The following is a 23,495-nucleotide window of genomic DNA, read 5'->3' as shown; positions in this document are numbered from 1 at the left end:
ACACCCTATGGACTTCAAACGCACTTTGCTCGCCGCTGCATTCTTTACCCTCAGTACCGCCGCCCACGCGCTGGAAATCAAATTCGCCGACATCCATCCCGCCGGCTATCCCACCGTCGTCGCTGAACAGAACATGGGCAAGGCCCTGACTCAGGCAAGTAACGGCGAACTGACCTTCAAATACTTCCCGGGCGGTGTCCTGGGTTCCGAAAAAGAAGTGGTCGAACAGGCCCAGGTCGGTGCGGTGCAGATGACCCGCGTCAGCCTCGGCATCGTCGGGCCGGTGGTGCCGGACGTGAACGTGTTCAACTTGCCGTTCGTGTTCCGCGACCAGGCGCATATGCGCAAAATCATCGACGGCGAGATCGGCGATGAAATCCTCGCCAAGATCACCGACTCCGAGTTCGGCCTGGTGGCCCTGGCCTGGATGGACGGTGGCACGCGCAACCTCTACACCAAGAAGCCGGTGCGCAAGATCGAAGACCTCAAGGGCATGAAAATTCGTGTACAGGGCAACCCGATCTTCATCGAAGCCTTCAACGCGATGGGCGCCAACGGTATTGCCATGGACACCGGCGAAATCTTCAGTGCCTTGCAGACCGGCGTGATCGACGGCGCGGAAAACAACCCGCCGACCATGCTGGAGCACAACCACTTCCAGAACGCCAAGTTCTACACCCTCACCGAGCACCTGATCCTGCCCGAACCCATCGTGATGTCGAAGATCACCTGGAACAAACTCACGCCCGACCAGCAAGACCTGGTGAAAAAAGCCGCCAAGGCCGCCCAGGCCGATGAGCGCGCGCTGTGGGACGCCAAGTCCGCCAGCAGCGAGGAAAAGCTCAAGAAGGCCGGCGTCGAGTTCATCACCGTCGACAAAAAACCCTTCTATGACGCCACCGCAGCGGTTCGCGCCAAGTACGGTGCGGCTTACGCCGACATCATCAAGCGCATCGACGCGGTCGAGTAATCACCCTTTCCTTTAGTCAGGCCCGGCGCGGTCGGCATCGACGCGCCCGGTTACGGTGAACGCCATGAAGAATTTAGTGCTGCGCATCAACGACCGCATTTACATGACCTGCATCTGGGTCGCCGGCCTCTCGGTCCTCGGGGTCGCGCTGATCATCCCCTGGGGCATCTTCGCCCGCTACATCCTCGGCACCGGCGCAAGCTGGCCGGAGCCCACCGCCATCCTGCTGATGCTGGTGTTCACCTTTATCGGCGCCGCCGCCAGTTACCGTGCCGGCGCGCATATGTCGGTGGCCGTAGTTACTGACCGCCTGCCAGCGCGCCAACGGCAAATCGTCGGCGTTATTACGCAACTGCTGATGGCCACCATCTGCCTGTTCATGACCGTCTGGGGCAGCAAGCTGTGCCTGTCCACCTGGAACCAGTTCATGAGTGCGATCCCCACCCTGCGCGTGGGCATCACCTATATACCAATCCCGATCGGCGGGCTGCTGACGCTGGTGTTCGTGCTGGAAAAACTCTTGCTCGGTGACCAGAGCCAGCGCCGCGTGGTGCGCTTTGATCTGGTTGAAGAAAACGAAGGGGCTGCCTGATGGACGCATTGATGCTGCTGGGCAGTTTTATCGCCTTGATCCTGATCGGCATGCCGGTGGCCTACGCCCTCGGGCTGTCGGCGCTGATCGGCGCGTGGTGGATCGACATCCCGTTCCAGGCCTTGATGATTCAGGTTGCGGGCGGGGTGAACAAGTTTTCGCTGATGGCGATTCCGTTCTTTGTACTGGCCGGGGCGATCATGGCCGAAGGCGGCATGTCGCGGCGACTGGTTGCATTTGCCGGGGTGCTGGTGGGGTTTGTGCGCGGCGGCCTGTCGTTGGTGAACATCGTGGCGTCGACGTTTTTTGGCGCGATTTCCGGCTCGTCGGTGGCCGATACCGCCTCGGTCGGTTCGGTGTTGATCCCGGAAATGGAGCGCCGTGGCTACCCGCGTGAGTTCTCTACCGCCGTCACTGTCAGCGGCTCGGTGCAAGCCTTGCTGACGCCGCCCAGCCATAACTCGGTGCTCTACTCCCTGGCGGCCGGTGGCACGGTCTCGATTGCCTCGTTGTTCATGGCCGGCGTAGTGCCTGGGCTGCTGATGAGCGCGTGCCTGATGGTGCTGTGCCTGATCTTCGCGAAAAAGCGCAATTACCCCAAGGGCGAAGTCATCCCGCTCAAACAGGCGTTGAAAATCTGCGCCGATGCACTCTGGGGCTTGATGGCGATGGTGATCATTCTCGGCGGCATCCTCTCGGGCATTTTCACTGCCACCGAGTCGGCCGCGATTGCCGTGCTCTGGGCATTTTTCGTGACCATGTTCATCTACCGCGACTACAAATGGCGCGAGCTGCCCAAGCTGATGCACCGCACGGTGCGCACCATTTCCATTGTGATGATCCTGATCGCCTTCGCCGCCAGCTTCGGCTACATCATGACCCTGATGCAGATCCCGGCGAAGATCACCACGCTGTTCCTGACCCTGTCGGACAACCGCTACGTGATCCTGATGTGCATCAACGTCATGCTGCTGATGCTCGGCACGGTGATGGACATGGCGCCGCTGATTTTGATCCTCACGCCGATCCTGCTGCCGGTGGTGCTCGGTATCGGCGTCGACCCGGTGCACTTCGGCATGATCATGCTGGTGAACCTGGGCATCGGCCTGATCACTCCGCCAGTGGGCGCGGTGCTGTTTGTGGGCGCGGCGGTAGGCAAGGTCAGTATCGAGAAAACCGTGGCGGCGCTGCTGCCGTTTTATGCGGTACTGTTCCTGGTCTTGATGGCGGTCACCTACATTCCCGCTCTGTCACTTTGGTTGCCGCATCTGGTGCTCTGATGATTGAACTTGAAGACAACCTGACTCAGCTCACCCTCGCCCCGGCCGTGGGTGGCAGCATCGTCAACTGGACGGTGCGCGCCACCGGGCAGCCGCTGTTGCGCCATAGCGATGAAGCGGCGCTGAACACCGGGCTGCCGGGCAAGCTGGCGTGTTACCCGCTGGCGCCGTGGTCCAATCGAGTGGCCCAAGGCGGTTTCGATAACCCCGGCGGCTGGCTGGCACTCACGCCCAACAGCCCGCTCGACCCGCTGCCGATTCACGGTTCGGCCTGGCAACAGGCGTGGCAGGTGGTCAGCCAGACGGCGGATGAAGTGGTGCTGGAGGTGGTGTGCGACACGCCGTTTGCCTATCGCGCCGAGCAGCGGTTTCGCTTGCGTGGCGGCGAACTGAGTCTCGAATTGCGCGTGACGCACCTGGCCGAAGACGCCGCGTGGCACGGCCTGGGGTTACATCCGTATTTACCGCGCAGGCCGGGCACGCGCTTGCAAGCCAAGGCGTCGCAGGTGTGGATGAGTGATGCGTCCAAGCTGCCGACCGAGTTGGCGCCGGTGCCTGCCGAATGGGATTTCACTCAGCTCAAGGGGTTGCCACAAGGCCTGGTGGACAACGGGTTTTGCCAGTGGGACGGGCGTTGCCGCATCGAACAGCCGGAGCTGGGCTATGCACTGGAATGCCAGGCCAGCGGCGCCGATTACTTCCTGCTGTTCTGCCCGCCGGGGTTGGGGTTCTTTTGCATCGAGCCGGTGAGTCACCCGGTGAATGCACACCACCTGCCTGGGCGGCCGGGGCTGAAGCTGCTGGAGCAAGGCCAATCAACCCAACTCGATTTCACCCTGAAATATATTCCAAATGTGGGAGCGGGCTTGCTCGCGAATGCGGTGGGTCAGTTACAGATGAATTGACTGACACTCCGCTTTCGCGAGCAAGCCAGCTCCCACATTTTTGATCCGCATGGTGTCAAGGCGGGCTGTTTTTCAGGCGGCCCGCCGTGTCGATACTCACCACCACCGACAACCCCGGCCGCAGGCGCTCGCTCTCGGCCTGATCCGGGTCCACCGTAATCCGCACCGGCACCCGCTGGGCGATCTTCACAAAGTTGCCGGTGGCGTTATCCGCCTGCAACAGGCTGAACTCCGAGCCGGTCGCCGGGGAAATATGCTGCACCGTGCCGTGAAACTTGCGGTGGTTGAGCGCATCCACGGTGAACGTCACCGGCTGGCCGACCTGCACATTGTCCATCTGGGTTTCTTTCATATTGGCGATCACCCACAGCTGCGGCGGCACCAGCGCCATCAACTGCGCGCCGGAGTTGACGTAGGCGCCCAGGCGCACGCCGATCTGCCCCAGCTGGCCGTCACGCGGCGCAATGATGCGGGTGTTGGACAGGTCGATACGCGCCAGCTCCACGGCCGCATCGGCACTGGCCACCGCCGCTTCGAGGGAGCCGCGATTGACGATCACGGTTTGCAGGTCCTGGCGGGCGATTTCCAGGTTGGCCTGGGCCTGGGCCACCGCTGCGATGGTCTGCGCGTTCGCGGCGCGGGTCACGTCCAGCTCGCGCCTGGACACCGAGCCATCGCTGATCAACTCTTCATTACGGCGCAGGTCCGCGGTGCTTTTGCGTGCCTGGGCCTGGCTGTCCACCAGCGCGGCCTGGCGCAGTTTGATGGTGGCTTCGGCGCTGTTGCGCTGCTGCACCACATTGGCCAAGGAGGCTTTCTGCACCGCCAATTGCGCCAGCGCCTGGTCAAGACGCTGCTTGTAGATGCGGTCGTCCAGGCGCACCAGCAGGTCGCCGGCCTTGACGTACTGGAAGTCCTGCACCGGCACTTCATACACATAGCCGCTCAGTTGCGGGCCGATAATCGTCACTTGGCCACGTACCAGGGCGTTCTCGGTGGTTTCCACCGCACTGCTGAACGGCGGCAATTGCCAGGCATACAGCACGATCAACACACCGACGATGGCGATCGCGGCAAAGCCCAGCGACGAGACGATGCGCACCCGCAGCGAGCGCGGCTCGGTAACGGTCGAGCCCGGTGGTGGCGTGCCTTCCGGGGTGGAGGCGATGGCGTTGGTCGTGGTTGTGGTGGTGGTTTCGGTCATGAAGTAACGCCGCTGGGTTGAACGGGAGGGGCTGCTGTTTTGGTGGTACTCATCAGCCACAGGCTGCGGGTGAAGATCCAGAGCATGGTGAGGATCGCGATGATCGCGATCAGCATGAACACATCGTTGTAGGCCATCACATTCGCCTCGCGCGTGGCCGCCGTGGCCAGGCTGCGGATGCCCATGAGGTTGCGCAGTTCCGGGTCGGCAATCACACCGCCGTAGGCCGAGCCGCCGCTCTGCACCCGCGCCGCCACGCGTGGGTCGAGCAAGGTCAGGTGTTCGACGATCATGCTGGAATGGTATTTCTCCCGCACGATCTGGAACGTGCCCAGCAACGCCGCGCCAATCAGGCCGCCGAGGTTCTGGCAGATGCCGAACATCACCGAGAAACTCACCAGGTTGCGCGGGTTGGTCAGAACGTTTTTAGTGCCCAGCACCATGGTCGGCCCCAGGAAGAAGGTGCCGCCAAAGCCTAGCAGGAACTGGCTGATATACAGGTTTTGCGGGCGGGTGAGATTGCTGGAGAAACTGTCCATCACCGAACCGGTAGCCATCAGCGCCAGGGAGATGATCAACGGCATCAGCAGGTGCGCCGGGTTGATCGTCAGCGCGCTGACCACCAGCCCGGCAATCGCCCCGGCCAGCATCACCACGTAGAGGGTGTGCATCTGCTGGTAGCTCATGTTCAGCATCTGCATAAAGCCCACCGCACCGGTGGACTGCTCGGACAGCACCATGCGAATCAGCACCACCGCCAGCGCCAGGCGAATCATCGCCCCGCTGCCGAGCCAGCGCGTCATCAACATCGGGTTGGCGCGGTTATGCTCAATGGCCAGGCCGGCCATGATCAACACCAGCGAACAGGCCGAGGCCACGCCGATCCAGGGCGCTTCCAGCCACCAGTCGATACGCCCCAACGACAGCACCGCACAGAGCAACGCCACGCCGCTGGCGAGAATGGCAAAGGTGAGGAAGTCGAGTTTTTCAAAGGTTTTGAAACGGTCGCCGGGCGGCAGTTTGAGCATGAATACGCAGCCCAGACAGATCAGCGCCATGCCCAGCTCGAACAGGTACAGCCCGCGCCATTCGGCAATTTGCAGCAAGTCTTCGGAGAACAATCGCGCCAGTGGCAGCGCCAACTGCGCAGTGCCCAAGCCCAGCACCAGAGCTTTGAGCCGCCACTTGGCGGGGAACGCCTGGATCATGTAGTACAAGCCCAACGAACTCAGCGCCGCACCGACCATACCGTGAGCTGCCCGTACTGCAATCGCCGAACTCAAGTCGTTGACGAACAAATGGCCGAAGGTCACCAGCGCATACAGCACCAGAAACACCTCGGTAAACGCCCGCAGGCCGAACTGCTGACGAAACTTCACCAGCAGCAGGTTCATGCACACGTTGGTCATCACATAGGCGGCCGGCAGCCAGGCCATTTCTGCGGTGGTGGCACCCAGTGCGCCTTGCAGATATTGCAGGTTGGCGATCACCAGGGCGTTGCCGAGCCCGCCGGTAATTGCCACCAGGATCCCGACCAACGCAAACAGCCAACGCTTGTGCGTAGGGTGCAGCGGCGTCGACGGCGAGCCGGGCAGGCTCGGCCGCTCGTGGGGTTGCCAAGTGTGGGGGGTGTATTTATCCATCGCATGACCTTGATGAGCCGACGTGCAAGGTCGGTAAATCCGTTACTCAGGGACCAGTAAACCTGAGAGGCGTTCATCTTGCCATGTCTCGTGCGGGCACGGTCAAAACTGTGGGGGCGGGCTTGCTCGCTCCCACAATTGACCGCATCCAACCTTAAGCGGATTTGCATGCACTGAAGAACTGCTTTTCTGTGGGAGCTGGCTTGCCTGCGATACAGACACCTCGGTGTGTCAGGTACACCGAGTTGATGCCATCGCAGGCAAGCCAGCTCCCACATTAGACCGAGTATGGCTCTGCTGTTGCTGTTGCTCCGGCCCTTACATCCTTTTCGATGACGAAGTCAGCGGTCTTTTGATCTGCGCTTTTGATCTTGATCTGAAATCGCCCCGTCAAACACGATGGCCGGAATTCGACAGGGATTTGGGGGGTAAACCGGCAGGGATGCCGGTTTAGCCGCGCTGGGCCAAGGATGGCCCAGCGCGGCGGCCCCCCAAATCACTGGCGGATTGCGGGCATGCCGAGCCATAGCGAGGCACCGAGTGTTGGGGCGAAGACTTTTTGGTTACTTTTGTGTCTTTACAAAAGTGACCCGCTGTAAGAGCGGAACCCTACTCAGCCGTTACCGCAGCAACGGATATGTACACCACCAAAAGACCGCCATCGCAGGCAACCCAGCTCCCACATGTAAATTGTGTTGCACATCAGCATCAAAGCGCAGCCTTGACCAGCATCCCCGCAGCCACCACCACACACAGGCTGGCAAACCCCACCTGCAACGCCCGCGCCGGGATCACCGAACACAAACGCCGACCAGCCAACATGCCGACAATACTCGCACCGATAAACACCCAGCCCATCGGCTCAATGCTCACACCGGCCTGCATCGACCCAGCCACGCCGATCAGCGAAATCAGGCTGATCACCATCAAAGAGGTGGCGACAATCCCGCGCATCTGCACATCGGTCAGTTGCTTGAACGCCGGCACGATCAGGAAGCCACCGCCCACGCCAAGCAAGCCCGACACCGCGCCAGTCACGGCCCCCAAAGCCGCCAACGTGGCACTGCATTTGGCAGTCCAGGCCAGGCGCCCGGTCTGCTGGTTGAGCATGCAGTTTTTCTGGCCCCAGGACGCGGCGCCATGGTCGCTTGGCCCGGCCTCGACCTTTTCGCGTTGCAACATGCGCCACGCCACCAGCACCATCAAGGCGCTGAACAGGCCCATCAGCAGGTGTTCGGGCAACTGGTGCGCAATAAACACACCCAGTGGCGAAAACAGCGCACCGAGCAAGGCGATCAATAACGCGGCGCGGTAACGCACCAGGCCATGGCGCAACCCGTCAATGGCGCCGACCGCCGCCGCCGCGCCCACGGCGAGCAACGACACCGGCGCCGCCTGGGTCATGGTCAAGCCCAGCCCCAGCACCAACGCCGGCACCCCGAGGATGCCACCGCCCGCGCCGGTCAGGCCCATGACCAGGCCCATCAATAAACCCAACAGACTTGCCAGCAGCATTTAATCCACCTTGCTCAGGCGGGTCAGCCACTCGCGGCCCTTGAGCATGCCGTTCCAGTAGAACCACGGCAGCAGCGTGGCCTTGAGGAACCACATCGAGCGACGTGCCTGGGTCGGGTCCAGCGGGAAGGTCGGCAGCAGCTTGCCGCCATAGCCGAACTCGGCCAGCACCACCTTGCCCTTCTCCACCGTCAACGGGCAGGAACCATAGCCGTCGTACTTGAGCGGCAGCGGCGCCTGTTTGCGCAGGGCCAGCAGGTTTTCGGCCACCACCACGATCTGCTTGCGCACGGCGGCTGCGGTCTTGGCGTTGGTGGTGCCGCACACATCGCCGAGGCCGAAGATATGCGGGTAGCGGAGGTGTTGCAGGCTGTGCGGGTTCACCTCGCACCAACCGGCGGGGTCGGCCAACGAGCTCTGGCGGATAAAATCCGGGGCAACCTGCGGCGGGACCACGTGCAACAGGTCGAAGGATTTTTCTTCGACGGTGGCCTTGCCTTCGGCGTCTTTGACTTCAAACCAGGCTTTGCGCGCCGGGCCATCGACCTTGACCAGGTTGGCGTTGAACGCCAGGCGGGCGTTGTATTTCTCTACGTACTTCATCAATGGCGGCACAAAGGTCGCCACGCCAAACAGCGCGGCGCCGGCCAGGTTGAATTCGACGTCGATGTTTTTCAGGTTACCCTGCTTGAGCCAGTGATCGCAGGACAGGTACATGGCTTTTTGCGGCGCGCCTGCACATTTGATCGGCATGGCCGGCTGGGTAAAGATCGCCTTGCCGCCTTGCAACTGCTGCACAAGCTGCCAGGTGTAGGCCGCGTGCTCGTAGCTGTAGTTGGAGGTCACGCCGTTCTGGCCAAGGGTCTGTTCCAGGCCGTCGATTTTTTCCCAGGCCAGGCGCAGGCCGGGGCACATGATCAGGTTGTTCCAGCTCACGCGCTGGCCGTTGTCGAGCACCAGGGTTTGCTCGTCGGGCAGCAACTCGGCGACAGCGGCCTGCACCCAGGCGACGCCATTGGGCAGTACGTCGGCCAACGGCCGTCGGGTCTTTTTCAGGTCGTAGGCGCCGCCACCGACCAGCGTCCAGGCCGGCTGATAGCAGTGATAGTCGTTAGGTTCGATCAGGGTGATGTTCAGCTGCGGGTCGCGTTTGAGCAAGCTGGCCAGCAGGCCGATGCCTGCCGAGCCGCCGCCGATGACTACGATGTCGCCACTGATGGTCGGTCCCCAGTGTTGCTCGGTCATGGTCTTTTGCCTTTTATCGTCAATGCACACAAGGGTCGTTGCCGTATGGCGTCACGCCCAGCTTTTTATGACCGCGCCGCAGTACAAGCCGGACAAGGTCTTCATCACTTGAATCACTTCGTGGCTGGCCAGCCCGTAGAAAATGTATTTACCTTCCCGACGGGTGGCGACCAACCCTTCGTCACGCAAAATGCCCAACTGTTGTGACAGTGTGGGCTGACGCACGCCGGTCATGGTTTCCAGCTCGCCGACGTTGCGCTCGCCCTGGGTCAACTGGCACAGGATCAACAGGCGGTCCTCATTGGCCAGTGCCTTGAGCAAGGAGCACGCCTTGGACGCCGATGCGCGCAACTGGGCGACTTCGCCCTCACTCAGAGTAGATTCCATTTGCCTCGGGTCCTTTATGTCACTTAAGCTCAAAACATTATGTGTAAACGTAAACTGATTGTAACCACTTTTTTCGCTTCCGGGGACCGCCGCCATGCCAGCGTTGATTCAAGCCTTTCTGGACGAGGCATCGTCGACCTTCACCTACGTCATTTATGAACACGATGGCGGCCCGTGCGCCATCGCCGATTCGGTACTCAATTACGACCCCGCGTCCGGGCGCACGGATACCGCCCAAGCCGATAAAGTCATCGCGTTCGTGCGTGAGCACGGCTTGCAGGTGCAGTGGCTGCTGGAAACCCATGCGCATGCCGATCACTTGTCCGCTGCGCCTTACCTGCGCCGCACGCTCGGCGGCAAAATCGCCATCGGCCAATCCATCAGTAAGGTCCAGGATGTCTTCAAGAGCCTGTTCAACCTGGAGCCGGAATTCCGCGTCGATGGCTCGCAGTTCGACCACCTGTTTGCGCCGGATGAAATCTTTCATATCGGCAACTTGAAGGCCCAGGCGCTGCATGTGCCTGGCCACACCCCGGCCGACATGGCGTACCTGATCGACGGTCGTTTGATTCTGGTAGGCGACACGCTGTTCATGCCGGATGTAGGCACCGCGCGTTGCGACTTCCCTGGTGGTGACGCGCGACAGTTGTATGCGTCGATGCGCAAGCTGCTGGCCTTTCCATTGGAGACTGAACTGTACGTGTGCCATGACTACCCGCCTGAAAGCCGCGAGGCCAAGTGCCTGACCACGGTCGCCGAGCAGCGCGCGGGCAATATTCATGTGCATGACGGGGTGGATGAGGCGGCGTTTGTAGAGATGCGCACCCAGCGTGATGCCGGGTTGGGAATGCCGACGCTATTGCTGCCGGCGATTCAGGTAAATGTGCGCGCGGGGAATATGCCGCCGGCGGAAGCAAACGGGGTGACGTATCTGAAGATTCCGCTTAACCAACTGTAAAAAGCGCCGATTCCTTTGTGGGAGCTGGCTTGCCTGCGATAGCGATGCATCAGTAACCCGTGTGTCAACTGGCCCACCGCTATCGCAGGCAAGCCAGCTCCCACAATTGTCCTGTGTTGTGTCAGGAACCCAGGCTGATGCCATTAGCCGGCAACGGCAGCGCGGTCTTGTAGCGCACCTGCTTGAGCGCAAAGCTCGAGCGAATATTGGCCACGCCCGGCACCTTGGTCAGAAAGTCCATCATGAAACGCTCCAGCGACTGGATCGTCGGCACCAGCACCCGGATCAGATAATCCGGGTCGCCCGCCATCAGGTAACACTCCATCACTTCCGGCCGGTCAGAAATCGCGCCTTCGAACTGCTGCAATGCCAGTTCATTCTGCTTTTCCAGGCTCACATGAATGAACACATTCACGTGCAGCCCCAGCAGATCGGCGTCCAGCAACGTGACCTGATCACGGATAAGCCCCAATTCCTCCATGGCCTTCACCCGGTTAAAGCATGGCGTGGGCGACAGGTTGACCGAACGGGCCAGGTCGGCGTTGGTAATGCGGGCGTTCTCCTGCAGGGCATTGAGAATGCCGATATCGGTACGGTCCAGTTTGCGCATGAGACAAAATCACCTGTTTATTATGTTTATGCAGTTTTTTTATCCGCAAATGGTCTTGAGCGCAATGAAACACAGATAAATATTCTTCTACGCCACGCCTATGATGTTTGTAGGACAAGATTTCTCCTATCCGGAGACTGACTGTCAGCTAGCGCGCCCACTACAAGAAATTCACAAGATCGAGCGTAGAAAGCCATGAACCAGCCGTATGCACCACTGCGCCTGCACGTTCCCGAACCCTCGGGCCGCCCAGGCTGCAAGACCGACTTTACCTACCTGCGCCTGACTGACGCAGGTACGGTGCGCAAACCCGCCATCGACGTAGAACCCGCCGACACCGCTGACCTGGCCAAGGGCCTGATCCGCGTGCTTGACGACCAGGGCCAGGCTCTTGGCCCGTGGGCTGAAGGGGTATCCGCCGAGATCATGCGTAAAGGCATGCGCGCCATGCTCAAGACGCGCATCTTCGACAACCGCATGGTGGTCGCCCAGCGTCAGAAAAAAATGTCGTTCTACATGCAAAGCCTTGGCGAAGAAGCCATCGGCAGCGCCCAGGCGCTGGCCTTGAATATAGACGACATGTGCTTCCCCACCTATCGCCAGCAAAGCATCCTGATGGCCCGCGAAGTGCCGCTGGTGGACCTGATCTGCCAACTGCTGTCCAACGAGCGCGACCCGCTCAAGGGCCGTCAGTTGCCAATCATGTATTCGGTCAAGGACGCCGGGTTCTTCACCATTTCCGGCAACCTCGCCACCCAATTCGTGCAAGGCGTGGGCTGGGGCATGGCCTCGGCGATCAAGGGCGACACCAAGATTGCCTCAGCCTGGATCGGCGACGGCGCCACCGCCGAATCGGATTTCCACACCGCCCTCACCTTCGCCCACGTGTACCGCGCGCCGGTCATTCTCAACGTGGTCAACAACCAGTGGGCCATCTCCACCTTCCAGGCTATCGCCGGCGGTGAAGCCACCACCTTCGCCGGACGCGGCGTGGGTTGCGGCATCGCCTCCCTGCGTGTGGACGGCAACGACTTTATCGCCGTGTATGCAGCGTCTGCCTGGGCCGCCGAGCGTGCGCGCCGCAACCTTGGGCCAACCCTCATCGAGTGGGTCACCTACCGCGCCGGCCCGCACTCCACCTCGGACGATCCGTCCAAATACCGCCCGGCCGATGACTGGAGCCACTTCCCGCTCGGCGACCCGATTGCGCGCCTCAAACAGCACCTGATCAAAATTGGCCAGTGGTCCGAAGAAGAGCACACGGCAGTCAGTGCCGAGCTTGAGGCCGAAGTGGTCAAGGCGCAGAAAGAAGCCGAACAGTACGGCACCCTGGCCGGCGGCCAGATTCCAAGCGCCGCGACCATGTTCGAAGACGTTTATAAAGAGATGCCGGAGCACTTGAAGCGCCAGCGTCAAGAGTTGGGGGTCTGACATGAACGATCACAACAACAGCATCGAATTGGAAACCGCCATGACCACCACCACCATGACCATGATCCAGGCCCTGCGCTCGGCCATGGATGTGATGCTTGAGCGTGACGATAACGTGGTGGTGTTCGGCCAGGACGTCGGCTACTTCGGCGGCGTATTCCGTTGCACTGAAGGTTTGCAGAACAAGTACGGCAGCTCGCGGGTGTTTGACGCGCCAATCTCCGAAAGCGGCATCGTCGGCGTTGCCGTGGGCATGGGTGCCTACGGCCTGCGCCCGGTCGCCGAGATTCAATTCGCTGACTACGTGTACCCGGCCACCGACCAGATCATCTCCGAAGCCGCCCGCCTGCGTTATCGCTCGGCCGGCCAGTTCACCGCACCCTTGACCATGCGCATGCCGTGCGGCGGCGGCATCTACGGCGGCCAGACCCACAGCCAGAGTATTGAAGCGGTGTTCACCCAGGTCTGCGGCCTGCGCACGGTGATGCCGTCCAACCCGTATGACGCCAAGGGTCTGTTGATCGCCTCGATCGAAAACGACGACCCGGTGATCTTCCTCGAGCCTAAGCGCCTGTACAACGGCCCGTTCGATGGCCACCACGATCGCCCGGTCACACCCTGGTCCAAACACCCGCAAGCGCAAGTGCCGGACGGTTACTACACCGTACCGCTGGACGTGGCCGCCATCGTGCGTCCGGGCTCGGCGGTGACGGTGCTGACCTACGGCACCACCGTATACGTGTCGCAAGTCGCCGCCGAAGAAACCGGCATCGACGCCGAGGTCATCGACCTGCGCAGCCTGTGGCCGCTGGACCTGGAAACCATCGTCAACTCGGTGAAAAAGACCGGCCGTTGCGTGGTGGTGCATGAAGCCACCCGCACCTGCGGCTTTGGTGCCGAACTGGTGTCGCTGGTGCAAGAGCATTGCTTCCATCACCTGGAAGCGCCGATCGAACGCGTCACCGGTTGGGACACGCCCTACCCGCACGCGCAAGAGTGGGCGTATTTCCCAGGGCCGTCCCGCGTGGGCGCGGCGTTGAAACGGGTCATGGAGGTCTGAATGGGCACGCACGTTATCAAGATGCCGGACATTGGCGAAGGCATTGCAGAAGTTGAACTGTCGGTATGGCATGTAAAAGTCGGCGACCTGGTGGTTGAGGACCAGGTGCTGGCGGATGTGATGACCGACAAGGCGATGGTGGACATTCCCTCGCCGGTGCACGGCAAAGTGATTTCTCTGGGCGGCGAGCCCGGCGAAGTCATGGCGGTGGGCAGTATTTTGATCAGCATTGAAGTCGAAGGCGCCGGGAATGCCAAGGATGCGCCGGTGGTGGCTGAGCCGGTGAAAGCTGCGCCAGCGCCGGTGGTTGAAGCCAAGCCAGCGCCTGCGCCTGTGGCTGAAGCAAAGCCAGTTGCCAAACCTGCTGCGGCACCGGTTGCGCGTGACGCGAACGAACGCCCGTTAGCTTCGCCTGCCGTGCGCAAACACGCGCTGGATGCCGGCATTCAGCTGCGTCTGGTACAGGGCAGCGGCCCGGCAGGTCGGGTGCTGCACGAAGATCTGGACGCTTACCTGCAACAAGGTGCAACCCAGGCTTCGGCAACCGCCAACCCTTACGCCGAACGCAACAGCGAAGAACAGATCCCGGTGATCGGCATGCGCCGCAAGATCGCCCAGCGCATGCAGGACGCCACCCGCCGCGCCGCGCATTTCAGCTACGTGGAAGAAATCGACGTCACGGCGCTGGACGAGCTGCGCGTGCACCTTAATGAGAAGCACGGCGCCACACGCGGCAAATTGACCTTGCTGCCGTTTATCGTGCGCGCCATGGTCGTGGCGTTGCGCGACTTCCCGCAGATCAACGCACGCTACGACGACGAAGCCCAAGTCATCACCCGCCTGGGCGCGGTGCATGTGGGCGTCGCCACCCAAAGCGATGTGGGCCTGATGGTGCCGGTGGTACGTCACGCCGAAGCCCGCAGCCTGTGGGGCAACGCCGAGGAAATCGCACGTTTGGCCAGCGCCGCGCGCAATGGCAAGGCCAGTCGCGATGAACTGTCGGGCTCGACCATCACCCTGACCAGCCTCGGCGCATTGGGCGGCATTGTCAGCACGCCGGTGCTGAACCTGCCGGAAGTCGCCATTGTCGGCGTCAACCGCATCGTTGAACGGCCGATGGTAATCAAGGGCCAGATCGTGGTGCGCAAGATGATGAACCTCTCCAGCTCCTTCGATCACCGTGTGGTCGACGGCATGGACGCGGCGCAATTCATCCAGGCCATTCGTGGCCTGCTCGAACAACCCGCCAGCCTGTTTTTGGAGTAAGGCATGCCTCAGACATTGAACACCACGCTGCTGATTATCGGCGGCGGCCCTGGCGGTTATGTGGCGGCGATCCGTGCCGGCCAGCTGGGCATCCCGACCATTCTGGTCGAGGGCCAGGCGCTGGGCGGCACCTGCCTGAACATCGGCTGCATTCCCTCCAAAGCCTTGATCCACGTGGCCGAGCAGTTCCAGCAAACCGTGCACCACAGCCAAGGGTCGCAACTGGGCATTGAAGTGGATGTGCCGACCCTGGACATCCGCAAGAGCGTGGAATGGAAAGACGGCATTGTTGATCGCCTGACCACCGGCGTGGCCGCCTTGCTCAAGAAGCATAAAGTGCAGGTGATCCACGGCTGGGCCAAGGTGGTGGACGGCAAGACCGTCGACGTCGGCGACCAGCGCATTCAGTGCGAGCACCTGCTGCTGGCCACCGGCTCGAAAAGCGTCAACCTGCCGATGCTGCCGATTGGCGGGCCGATCATCTCGTCAACCGAAGCACTGGCGCCGACCCGCGTGCCCAAGCGCCTGATTGTGGTGGGCGGCGGCTATATCGGCCTGGAGCTGGGCATTGCCTATCGCAAGCTCGGCGCCGAGGTCAGTGTGGTCGAGGCACAGGAGCGTATCCTGCCGGCCTACGATGGCGAACTGACGCTGCCGGTGGCCGAATCGCTCAAGCAGTTGGGGGTCAAGCTGTACCTCAGCCACAGCGTCACCGGTTTCGAAAACAACAGCCTGCAGGTACGTGACCCGAACGGCGACACGCTGTCGCTGCAAACCGATCAGGTGCTGGTGGCCGTGGGCCGCAAACCCAACACCCAGGGCTGGAACCTCGAAGCGCTGAACCTGGCGATGAACGGCGCGGCGATCAAGATCGACAACCGTTGCCAGACCAGCATGCGCAATGTGTACGCCATCGGCGACCTGAGCGGTGAGCCGATGCTGGCGCACCGGGCCATGGCCCAGGGCGAGATGGTCGCCGAACTGATCAGCGGCAAACACCGCGAGTTCAACCCGGCGGCGATCCCGGCGGTGTGCTTTACCGACCCTGAGCTGGTGGTGGTCGGCAAGACCCCGGACGAAGCCAAGGCGGCCGGCCTGGACTGCATCGTGTCGAGCTTCCCGTTTGCGGCCAATGGCCGGGCGATGACGTTGGAGTCGAAAACCGGCTTTGTGCGCGTGGTCGCGCGGCGTGACAACCACCTGATTGTCGGCTGGCAGGCGGTGGGGGTTGGTGTGTCCGAGCTGTCTACGGCCTTTGGCCTGTGCCTGGAGATGGGTTCGCGCCTGGAAGATGTGGCGGGCACGATCCATGCGCATCCGACCCTCGGCGAAGCGGTTCAGGAAGCGGCTTTAAGAGCATTGGGCCACGCGCTGCACCTGTAAAACCGTGGTGAGGCCATCGCAGGCAAGCCAGCTCCCACAGGGCAATGTATTCCAAATGTGGGAGCTGGCTTGCCTGCGATAGCGGTGTATCAGCCAATACACACGCTCAATGGTCCGCCCACCTGCTCCCACACCGGCCAAGAATGAAGTATTGTTGCGCCCATCCAGTAAAAAACCGACAAGCCTGCCTTCGACCAGGCGGTTGACCAGAGATAGAGGGTGTCATGGGTAACGAAAGCATCAATTGGGACAAGCTGGGTTTTGACTACATCAAGACCGACAAACGGTTTCTCCAAACCTGGAAAAACGGCGAGTGGCAAGCGGGCACCCTGACCGACGACAACGTGCTGCACATCAGCGAGGGTTCCACCGCCCTGCACTATGGCCAGCAGTGCTTTGAAGGCCTCAAGGCCTACCGCTGCAAGGACGGCTCGATCAACCTGTTCCGTCCGGACCAGAACGCCGCCCGTATGCAACGCAGCTGCGCACGCTTGCTGATGCCGCATGTGACCACCGAAGACTTCATCGAAGCCTGCAAACAAGTGGTCAAGGCCAACGAGCGGTTCATCCCGCCGTACGGCAGTGGCGGCGCGCTGTACCTGCGCCCGTTCGTGATCGGCACCGGTGAAAACATCGGCGTGCGTAGCGCACCGGAGTTTATCTTCTCGGTATTCGCCATCCCGGTCGGCGCCTACTTCAAGGGCGGCCTGGTGCCACACAATTTCCAGATCTCCACGTTCGACCGCGCCGCGCCACAGGGCACCGGCGCCGCCAAGGTCGGTGGCAACTATGCGGCCAGCCTGATGCCGGGCGCTGAAGCAAGGAAATCCGGTTTCGCCGACGCGATCTACCTGGACCCGATGACCCACTCGAAAATCGAGGAAGTCGGTTCGGCCAACTTCTTTGGTATCACCCGCGACAACCAGTTCATCACGCCGAAGTCGCCTTCGGTGCTGCCAGGCATCACCCGCCTGTCGCTGATCGAACTGGCCGAGACCCGCCTGGGCCTGAAAGTGGTCGAGGGCGACGTGTTCATCGACAAACTGGACCAGTTCAAGGAAGCCGGCGCCTGCGGCACCGCTGCCGTGATCTCGCCAATCGGCGGCATCCAGTACGACGGCAAGCTGCACGTGTTCCACAGCGAAACCGAAGTGGGCCCGATCACCCAGGCGCTCTACAAAGAACTGACCGGCGTGCAGACCGGCGACGTTGAAGCGCCAGAGGGTTGGATCGTCAAGGTCTAACCCCAAAAAACGCAAAACCCAATGTGGGAGTGGGCTTGCCAGCTCCCACATTTGATTTCGGTGTGCTCACAAGTCCTTGGGAATATTCACCGCAATCTTCTTGCCCATGCTGATCCTCGGCTCCACCCCATACCCCAACGCCTCGTAGAACCCCACCACCGCGTCATTGCCCCCCGTAATCTGCAGGTTGATCTTCATGCAACCCAACGCAGTCAACGCCTGCTCGGCATAGCGCACCAGCGAAGCACCCAGGCCCTGCCGACGATAATCGCGGTGCACCGCCACCGAATACAACCAGCCGCGATGCCCGTCATAGCCGGCCAGAATAGTGCCGATCACGGCCTTTTTATCCGTCGCCACAAAGAACAACCCATCGTTTACCGCCAGCTTTTTGTCGATTGCCAGGCTTGGCAGGTTATGCGCAGTGTCATAGCCAAACGCCTGCTGCCACAACGCTACCACCTGGGATCGGTGCGGACGATCGCGATATGGCCCGATGGGATGGCGCGATAACAAGGCCTTTTCCATCACGAGCGTGCGCTCATTGCCATGGTAAACGTCGCGTACCGTGTGAAAGCCCAGCTTGGTATAAAACGGCTCGGCCGTCAGCGATGACGGCACGCTCAGGACCGTCACCCCGGCTTCAACGGCCCGCAGCTCAATCTCGATCATCAGCAGCCGGCCAATGCCCTGCCCTTGCAACGCCGGGTTGACGAATACCGAGCGCACCACATTGCCATCAAGGGCGGCGGTGGCGACGATCATCTGATCCTGGGTCGCCACCAGCACCACCCGGCGCTGGAGCAAGGCCAGCACGGCGTCGGGTGTGAAGTTGCTGGCAACCCGAGCAATCACATCTGCCGGGTAGTCCCGCGCATTGCTGCTGTGCAAGGCTGCCAGGATGACCTGGCTGATGCCCTCGGCATCGGTGGGTTGGGCAAGACGAACAGCGGTAGACATGCATTCTCCTTCCTGGCTCGGGTTTCGCGACCGCCACCATACTAATGTGGGAGCTGGCTTGCCTGCGATAGCGGTCTGTCAGTCAGCGCATCTGGCGCAGACAGACCGCCATCGCAGGCAAGCCAGCTCCAACAGTTTGATTGCATTTCAACTCGCCAGCCGATTCGGCTGCCCTACCCCACTTTTCAGCTTTCCCGGCTGAGCCGCCCCGCTATATCAGCCGGGATTCACCCGCCACAGCGCACAAAATAGCCCCACTGCTCACCCCATGGATTCGTGCCCCCATGCAAACCACCAACACTGTCTTGATGATTCGCCCGGCGCGCTTTGCCTTCAACCCGGATACCGCGATCAACAACCACTTCCAACGCCAGCCACTTGACCCGCTGAGCGCGCAGCAAAAAGCGCTGCAGGAGTTCGACGGCTATGTCGATACCCTGCGCCAACATGGCGTAGAGGTGCTGGTGGTGCAAGACACCCCGGCACCCCACACGCCCGACTCGATCTTCCCCAACAACTGGTGGAGCAGCCACGCCGATGGCAGCCTGGTGCTGTACCCGATGGAAGGCCAGAACCGACGACTGGAGCGCAACAAAGGTGTGCTGCAAGTGCTGGAGCAGCGTTTTGCGATCCGTAGCACCATCGACCTCAGCCCCCTCGAACAACAGAACATCTTCCTCGAAGGCACCGGCAGCATGGTGCTCGACCGCCAGCACCGTATCAGCTATGCCTGCCACTCCGGGCGTACCCACCAAGACGCCTTGCGCCAGTTCGCCGAACGCCTCGACTACCAACTCTGCGTCTTCCACGCCGTCGACCGCCACCACGCGCCGATCTACCACAGCAACGTGATGATGAGTGTCGGCCGCGACCTCTCGGTGGTGTGCCTGCAAGCCCTGCCCGATGCCAGCGAACGCCAGGCCCTGGAACGCTCGCTGCGCGACACCGGCAAAGACATCCTTGCCCTCGACTTCGACCAGCTCGAAGCCTTCGCCGGCAACATGCTTGAAGTCCACGACCGTGACGGCCAGCCGCTGCTGGTGATGTCGGCCAGCGCCTGGAGCGCCCTGCACCCGGCCCAGCGCACGCATGTAGAACGCCACACCCGCCCGGTGGTGGTGAACATCGACAACATCGAACGCATCGGCGGCGGCAGTGCCCGCTGCATGCTGGCGGAAGTGCACCTGCCCGCCCGCGCCTCATTTCAATAAGGAGTCTTGCCATGACCCGTTATATCGACGTCAACGACCTCAGCTACCTGGTTTCACAAAAAGGCCTGCAAACCTGCATCAGCGAAATGGCCGAATACATCCGCGCCGACTACCTGCGCTGGCAGGACTTCGAAAAGTGCGCGCGCCTGGCCAACCATTCGCCGGACGGCGTGATCGAGCTGATGCCGGTGTCCGACGCCTCGCTGTACGCCTTCAAGTACGTGAACGGCCACCCGAAGAACACTCTGGCCGGCATGCTCACAGTGATGGCCTTTGGCGCCCTAGGCGATGTCGACACCGGCAAGCCGGTGCTGCTGGCCGAAATGACCCTGACCACCGCGATCCGCACCGCGGCCACCTCTGCCCTGGTAGCCCGCTACCTGGCGCGCGACAACAGCCGCAGCATGGCGTTGATCGGCAACGGCTCGCAAAGCGAGTTCCAGGCCCTGGCCTTCCACGCCATGCTCGGTATCACCGAAATCCGCCTGTTCGATATCGACGCCAAGGCCACTGCCAAGCTGGCGGCCAACCTCAAGGCGTTCCCGGCGATCAAGGTGATCCTGGCCGCCAGCGTGGCCGAAGCGGTCAAAGGCGCGGACATCGTCACCACCGTCACGGCCGACAAGGCTTACGCCACCATCCTCACCGACGACATGATCGAGCCCGGCATGCATCTGAATGCCGTGGGTGGCGACTGCCCCGGCAAAACCGAGCTGGACCGCCGCATCGTCGAGCGCGCCCGGGTGATCGTCGAGTACGAACCGCAAAGCCGTATCGAAGGTGAAATCCAGCACATGCCCGAAGATTCGCCGGTGACCGAGCTGTGGCAAGTGATCAATGGCCAGCAGCCCGGCCGCGAGAACGCGCGCCAAGTCACGCTGTTCGACTCGGTGGGTTTTGCCATCGAAGACTACTCGGCCCTGCGTTACGTGCTGGACGTGGCCAAGGCGCTGGATGTGGGCAGCACACTTGAGCTGGTGCCGGACCTCGCCGACCCGAAAGACCTGTTTGCACGCCTGGCCCAACAGCCATGCGTACAGCACAAAAAGCGCGCCTGAAACCGCTCTGGCCTGCCGCTTTGCGCCCAAGGCAGGCCGGATTTACATCAGTTAAAAGCCGATTTTGCGCGTGCCGCAGCCGATTCCGCTGCATTGCGCTTTTTAACAGCGCAATTTGCGCTTTATGCACGGGGTAAACGACACAAAAAACGCACCACCATGAAGCATTCTCTGCTCCCAGCGATTCACCGCCCTTACATCAATTACAAAATATAGGGACTGTCACATGACTCCATTGCGATCACTCTTCGCCGCGTTGCTGTTGCCACTGTGCGCGAGCGCCGCCCACGCCCAGGACTGGAAAGAAATCCGCTTCGGCGTGTTCCCCGAATACCCGCCCTTTGAGTCCGTCGCCGCCGACGGCAGCCTGCAAGGTTTTGATATCGAGTTGGGCAACGCCATCTGCGCCAAGCTCGAAGTCAAATGCACCTGGGTGCACAACGAATTCGACGGCATGATCCCGGCCCTGCGCGCGCGCAAGTTCGACGCGATCATGTCGTCCATGGCGGTCACACCGGCTCGCGAAAAAGTCATCGACTTCAGCGACCGCCTGTTCCTCAGCCCCACCTCGGTGATCACCCGTAAAAACGCCGAGTTCGGCGACACGCCGGAGTCGCTCAAAGGCAAGCAGGTGGGCGTGCTGCAAGGTTCACTGCAGGAAGCCTATGCACGTGCGCACCTGGCCAGGCTCGGCGCGCAGATCAAGGCGTACCAGTCCCAGGAGCAGAACTACGCCGACCTGCAAAACGGCCGCCTCGACGCCACCCTGACCGACAAGCTCGAAGCCCAGCTCAACTTCCTGTCCAAGCCTGAAGGCGCCGACTACAAGACCGGCCCGGCCTTCAAGGACCCGACCTTGCCGCTGGATATCGCCATGGGCTTGCGCAAGAACGACGCCGAACTGCGTGCGCTGATCAATAAGGGCATCGCCGCCGTGCAGGCCGATGGCACCTACGCACAGATCCAGAAGAAGTACTTCGGCGATCAGGATATTTACAACGAATAGGCCTACGCCGGCCCCTGTGGGAGCTGGCTTGCCTGCGATAGCGGTGGGTCAGCCACTGTAGATGTTGGAGGCGGCGACCGCCATCGCAGGCAAGCCAGCTCCCACACAAGCCAGCTCCCACCGTTAATCTCTGTGCTTGATCGAGATCTCCTCAATGAACGAACTCCTCAACCTGCAAGGCTACGGCCCGATGCTGGCCCAGGGTGCCTGGATGACGCTCAAGCTGGCGTTGCTGGCGCTGACCCTGAGCCTCGCCCTGGGCCTGATCGCCGCCGGCGCCAAGCTTTCGAGCGCCAAATGGCTGCGCGTGCCCGCCACCCTGTACACCACGCTGATACGCAGCGTGCCGGACCTGGTGCTGATCCTGCTGATTTTCTACAGCCTGCAACTATGGCTCAACGACCTGAGCGAAGTGTTCGGCTGGGATTACTTTGAAATCGATCCGTTTACCGCCGGGGTGATCACCCTGGGGTTTATCTACGGCGCGTATTTCACCGAAAACTTTCGCGGCGCCATTCTCAGTGTGCCGGCCGGGCAACTGGAAGCCGCCACCGCCTACGGCCTGAGCCGCTGGCAGCGCTTTCACCTGGTGCTGTTCCCGCAACTGATGCGCTTTGCCCTGCCGGGCCTGGGCAACAACTGGCTGGTGCTGCTCAAGTCCACGGCGCTGGTGTCGATCATCGGCCTGTCGGACCTGGTCAAGGCTGCGCAAAACGCGGGCAAGACCACCAATGAGCCACTGTACTTCCTGATCCTCGCGGGCCTGGTGTACCTGGTGATCACCACCCTCTCCAACCGCATCTTCAAGCGCCTCGAACGGCGCTACAACCTCGGCATCAAGGGGATGGCGCGATGATCGAACTGTTCCAGCAATACGGCCTGGCCTACCTGTTCAGCGATGGCACAGGGTTGTCCGGAGTCGCCATGACCTTGTGGCTGTTTATCATCTCGGTGGTCGCAGGTTTTGTGCTGTCGATCCCGCTGGCGCTGGCGCGCGTCTCGCAGCACGTCTGGCTGCGCTGGCCGGTGGAGGTCTACACCTATCTGTTTCGTGGCACGCCGCTGTATATCCAATTGCTGATTTGCTACACCGGGCTTTACAGCCTGGAAGTGGTGCAGGACAACGCGCTACTTAATCAGTTTTTCCGTAATGCGCTCAACTGCACGTTGCTGGCGTTTGTGCTCAACACCTGCGCCTACACCGTGGAAATCTTCGCCGGGGCGATCCGCAACATTCCCCACGGAGAAATCGAAGCCGCGCGTGCCTATGGCCTGCACGGCTGGCGCCTCAACCTGTTTGTGGTGGTGCCCGCCGCGCTGCGCCGTGCGCTGCCGGCCTACAGCAATGAAATGATCCTGATGTTGCACGCTACCTCGCTGGCCTTTACCGCCACCGTCGCCGATATCCTCAAGGTCGCCCGCGACGCCAACGCCGAGACGTTCCTGACGTTCCAGGCTTTCGGCATCGCCGCCCTGCTCTACATGCTGCTGTCCTTTGCACTGGTGGGCCTGTTCCGACTGGCCGAACGTCGCTGGATGCGTTTTCTTGTTCCTACCCGAGGCTAAC

Annotated in this window: 22 protein-coding genes; 15 read left to right on the top strand and 7 right to left on the bottom strand. The window is 61.5% G+C overall.

Annotated features, from left to right (window positions below; genetic code table 11):
- Positions 1 to 7: 7 nt before the first annotated feature.
- The 4 genes from HBO41_RS25110 to HBO41_RS25095 all read left to right on the top strand — a co-directional run bounded on the left by HBO41_RS25110 (position 8) and on the right by HBO41_RS25095 (position 3,747).
- Positions 8 to 970 carry a TRAP transporter substrate-binding protein gene (locus tag HBO41_RS25110; protein WP_099550003.1) on the top strand — a complete coding sequence of 321 codons (963 nt, stop codon included), beginning with the start codon at positions 8 to 10 and terminating at the stop codon, positions 968 to 970.
- A 64-nt stretch (positions 971 to 1,034) separates the two neighbouring features.
- Positions 1,035 to 1,562 (top strand): TRAP transporter small permease, encoded by a 528-nt coding sequence (locus HBO41_RS25105; RefSeq protein ID WP_169988143.1) that lies wholly within the window; start codon positions 1,035 to 1,037, stop codon positions 1,560 to 1,562.
- A complete protein-coding gene (locus tag HBO41_RS25100) occupies positions 1,562 to 2,842 on the top strand; it encodes a TRAP transporter large permease (RefSeq protein WP_169988141.1) in 1,281 nt (426 codons plus the stop codon). Before HBO41_RS25105 ends, HBO41_RS25100 begins: the two co-directional genes overlap by 1 nt.
- Complete coding sequence (locus HBO41_RS25095; RefSeq protein WP_169988139.1) at positions 2,842 to 3,747, top strand: aldose 1-epimerase; 906 nt, start codon at positions 2,842 to 2,844, stop codon at positions 3,745 to 3,747. Before HBO41_RS25100 ends, HBO41_RS25095 begins: the two co-directional genes overlap by 1 nt.
- 55 nt (positions 3,748 to 3,802) lie before the next feature.
- Here HBO41_RS25095 and HBO41_RS25090 read toward each other — a convergent pair whose 3' ends face one another.
- The 5 genes from HBO41_RS25090 to HBO41_RS25070 all read right to left on the bottom strand — a co-directional run bounded on the left by HBO41_RS25090 (position 3,803) and on the right by HBO41_RS25070 (position 9,741).
- On the bottom strand, positions 3,803 to 4,951 hold the full coding sequence (locus HBO41_RS25090) for an HlyD family secretion protein (protein WP_169988137.1): 1,149 nt from the start codon (positions 4,949 to 4,951) through the stop codon (positions 3,803 to 3,805).
- Entirely contained in the window at positions 4,948 to 6,594 is a 1,647-nt protein-coding gene (locus tag HBO41_RS25085) for an MFS transporter (protein ID WP_058420877.1), read from the bottom strand. Before HBO41_RS25085 ends, HBO41_RS25090 begins: the two co-directional genes overlap by 4 nt.
- Positions 6,595 to 7,302: 708 nt before the next feature.
- Complete coding sequence (locus HBO41_RS25080; RefSeq protein ID WP_017136251.1) at positions 7,303 to 8,109, bottom strand: sulfite exporter TauE/SafE family protein; 807 nt, start codon at positions 8,107 to 8,109, stop codon at positions 7,303 to 7,305.
- Positions 8,110 to 9,354, bottom strand: coding sequence for an FAD/NAD(P)-binding oxidoreductase (locus HBO41_RS25075; RefSeq protein WP_169988135.1), 1,245 nt, complete (start codon positions 9,352 to 9,354; stop codon positions 8,110 to 8,112).
- A gap of 51 nt (positions 9,355 to 9,405) precedes the next feature.
- Positions 9,406 to 9,741, bottom strand: a complete 336-nt coding sequence (locus tag HBO41_RS25070; protein ID WP_017136253.1) for a helix-turn-helix transcriptional regulator — start codon at positions 9,739 to 9,741, stop codon at positions 9,406 to 9,408.
- A 94-nt stretch (positions 9,742 to 9,835) separates the two neighbouring features.
- Between HBO41_RS25070 and HBO41_RS25065 the strand changes: the two genes are divergently transcribed.
- Positions 9,836 to 10,699: an MBL fold metallo-hydrolase gene (locus HBO41_RS25065; RefSeq protein WP_017136254.1), complete on the top strand. Its 864-nt coding sequence runs from the start codon at positions 9,836 to 9,838 to the stop codon at positions 10,697 to 10,699.
- 121 nt (positions 10,700 to 10,820) lie between these two features.
- On the opposite strand, the gene bkdR is transcribed toward HBO41_RS25065, so the two are convergent.
- Positions 10,821 to 11,309, bottom strand: coding sequence for a Bkd operon transcriptional regulator BkdR (bkdR, locus tag HBO41_RS25060; RefSeq protein ID WP_017136255.1), 489 nt, complete (start codon positions 11,307 to 11,309; stop codon positions 10,821 to 10,823).
- Between the two features lie 195 nt (positions 11,310 to 11,504).
- Between bkdR and HBO41_RS25055 the strand changes: the two genes are divergently transcribed.
- From HBO41_RS25055 to HBO41_RS25035, 5 genes are all read left to right on the top strand, one after another.
- A complete protein-coding gene (locus tag HBO41_RS25055; RefSeq protein ID WP_017136256.1) occupies positions 11,505 to 12,740 on the top strand; it encodes a 3-methyl-2-oxobutanoate dehydrogenase (2-methylpropanoyl-transferring) subunit alpha in 1,236 nt (411 codons plus the stop codon).
- A gap of 1 nt (position 12,741) precedes the next feature.
- A complete protein-coding gene (locus HBO41_RS25050) occupies positions 12,742 to 13,800 on the top strand; it encodes an alpha-ketoacid dehydrogenase subunit beta (RefSeq protein WP_138450567.1) in 1,059 nt (352 codons plus the stop codon).
- The gene (locus HBO41_RS25045) at positions 13,801 to 15,066 is read left to right on the top strand and encodes a dihydrolipoamide acetyltransferase family protein (protein ID WP_169988133.1); all 1,266 of its coding nucleotides are present in this window, start codon (positions 13,801 to 13,803) and stop codon (positions 15,064 to 15,066) included.
- 3 nt (positions 15,067 to 15,069) lie between these two features.
- On the top strand, positions 15,070 to 16,449 hold the full coding sequence (lpdA, locus tag HBO41_RS25040; RefSeq protein ID WP_017136259.1) for a dihydrolipoyl dehydrogenase: 1,380 nt from the start codon (positions 15,070 to 15,072) through the stop codon (positions 16,447 to 16,449).
- A 224-nt stretch (positions 16,450 to 16,673) separates the two neighbouring features.
- Complete coding sequence (locus HBO41_RS25035; protein WP_017136260.1) at positions 16,674 to 17,693, top strand: branched-chain amino acid aminotransferase; 1,020 nt, start codon at positions 16,674 to 16,676, stop codon at positions 17,691 to 17,693.
- 66 nt (positions 17,694 to 17,759) lie between these two features.
- Here HBO41_RS25035 and HBO41_RS25030 read toward each other — a convergent pair whose 3' ends face one another.
- On the bottom strand, positions 17,760 to 18,653 hold the full coding sequence (locus tag HBO41_RS25030; RefSeq protein ID WP_169988131.1) for a GNAT family acetyltransferase: 894 nt from the start codon (positions 18,651 to 18,653) through the stop codon (positions 17,760 to 17,762).
- Between the two features lie 284 nt (positions 18,654 to 18,937).
- Between HBO41_RS25030 and ctlX the strand changes: the two genes are divergently transcribed.
- From ctlX to HBO41_RS25005, 5 genes are all read left to right on the top strand, one after another.
- Complete coding sequence (gene ctlX, locus HBO41_RS25025) at positions 18,938 to 19,864, top strand: citrulline utilization hydrolase CtlX (RefSeq protein ID WP_099549987.1); 927 nt, start codon at positions 18,938 to 18,940, stop codon at positions 19,862 to 19,864.
- Between the two features lie 11 nt (positions 19,865 to 19,875).
- Positions 19,876 to 20,922: an ornithine cyclodeaminase gene (locus tag HBO41_RS25020; protein ID WP_017136262.1), complete on the top strand. Its 1,047-nt coding sequence runs from the start codon at positions 19,876 to 19,878 to the stop codon at positions 20,920 to 20,922.
- A gap of 226 nt (positions 20,923 to 21,148) precedes the next feature.
- Positions 21,149 to 21,928: an ABC transporter substrate-binding protein gene (locus HBO41_RS25015; protein WP_169988128.1), complete on the top strand. Its 780-nt coding sequence runs from the start codon at positions 21,149 to 21,151 to the stop codon at positions 21,926 to 21,928.
- A gap of 154 nt (positions 21,929 to 22,082) precedes the next feature.
- On the top strand, positions 22,083 to 22,784 hold the full coding sequence (locus tag HBO41_RS25010; RefSeq protein ID WP_017136263.1) for an ABC transporter permease: 702 nt from the start codon (positions 22,083 to 22,085) through the stop codon (positions 22,782 to 22,784).
- Complete coding sequence (locus tag HBO41_RS25005) at positions 22,781 to 23,494, top strand: ABC transporter permease (RefSeq protein WP_056861353.1); 714 nt, start codon at positions 22,781 to 22,783, stop codon at positions 23,492 to 23,494. The genes HBO41_RS25010 and HBO41_RS25005 overlap by 4 nt, the downstream gene beginning before the upstream one ends.
- Position 23,495 lies beyond the last annotated feature (1 nt).

It is taken from the genome of Pseudomonas sp. WS 5146 (assembly GCF_012985495.1).
Taxonomy (GTDB): Bacteria; Pseudomonadota; Gammaproteobacteria; order Pseudomonadales; family Pseudomonadaceae; genus Aquipseudomonas; species Aquipseudomonas edaphica.
The sequence above is the reverse complement of the archived record's forward strand: the minus strand, read 5'-3'. Positions and strand labels throughout refer to the sequence as shown.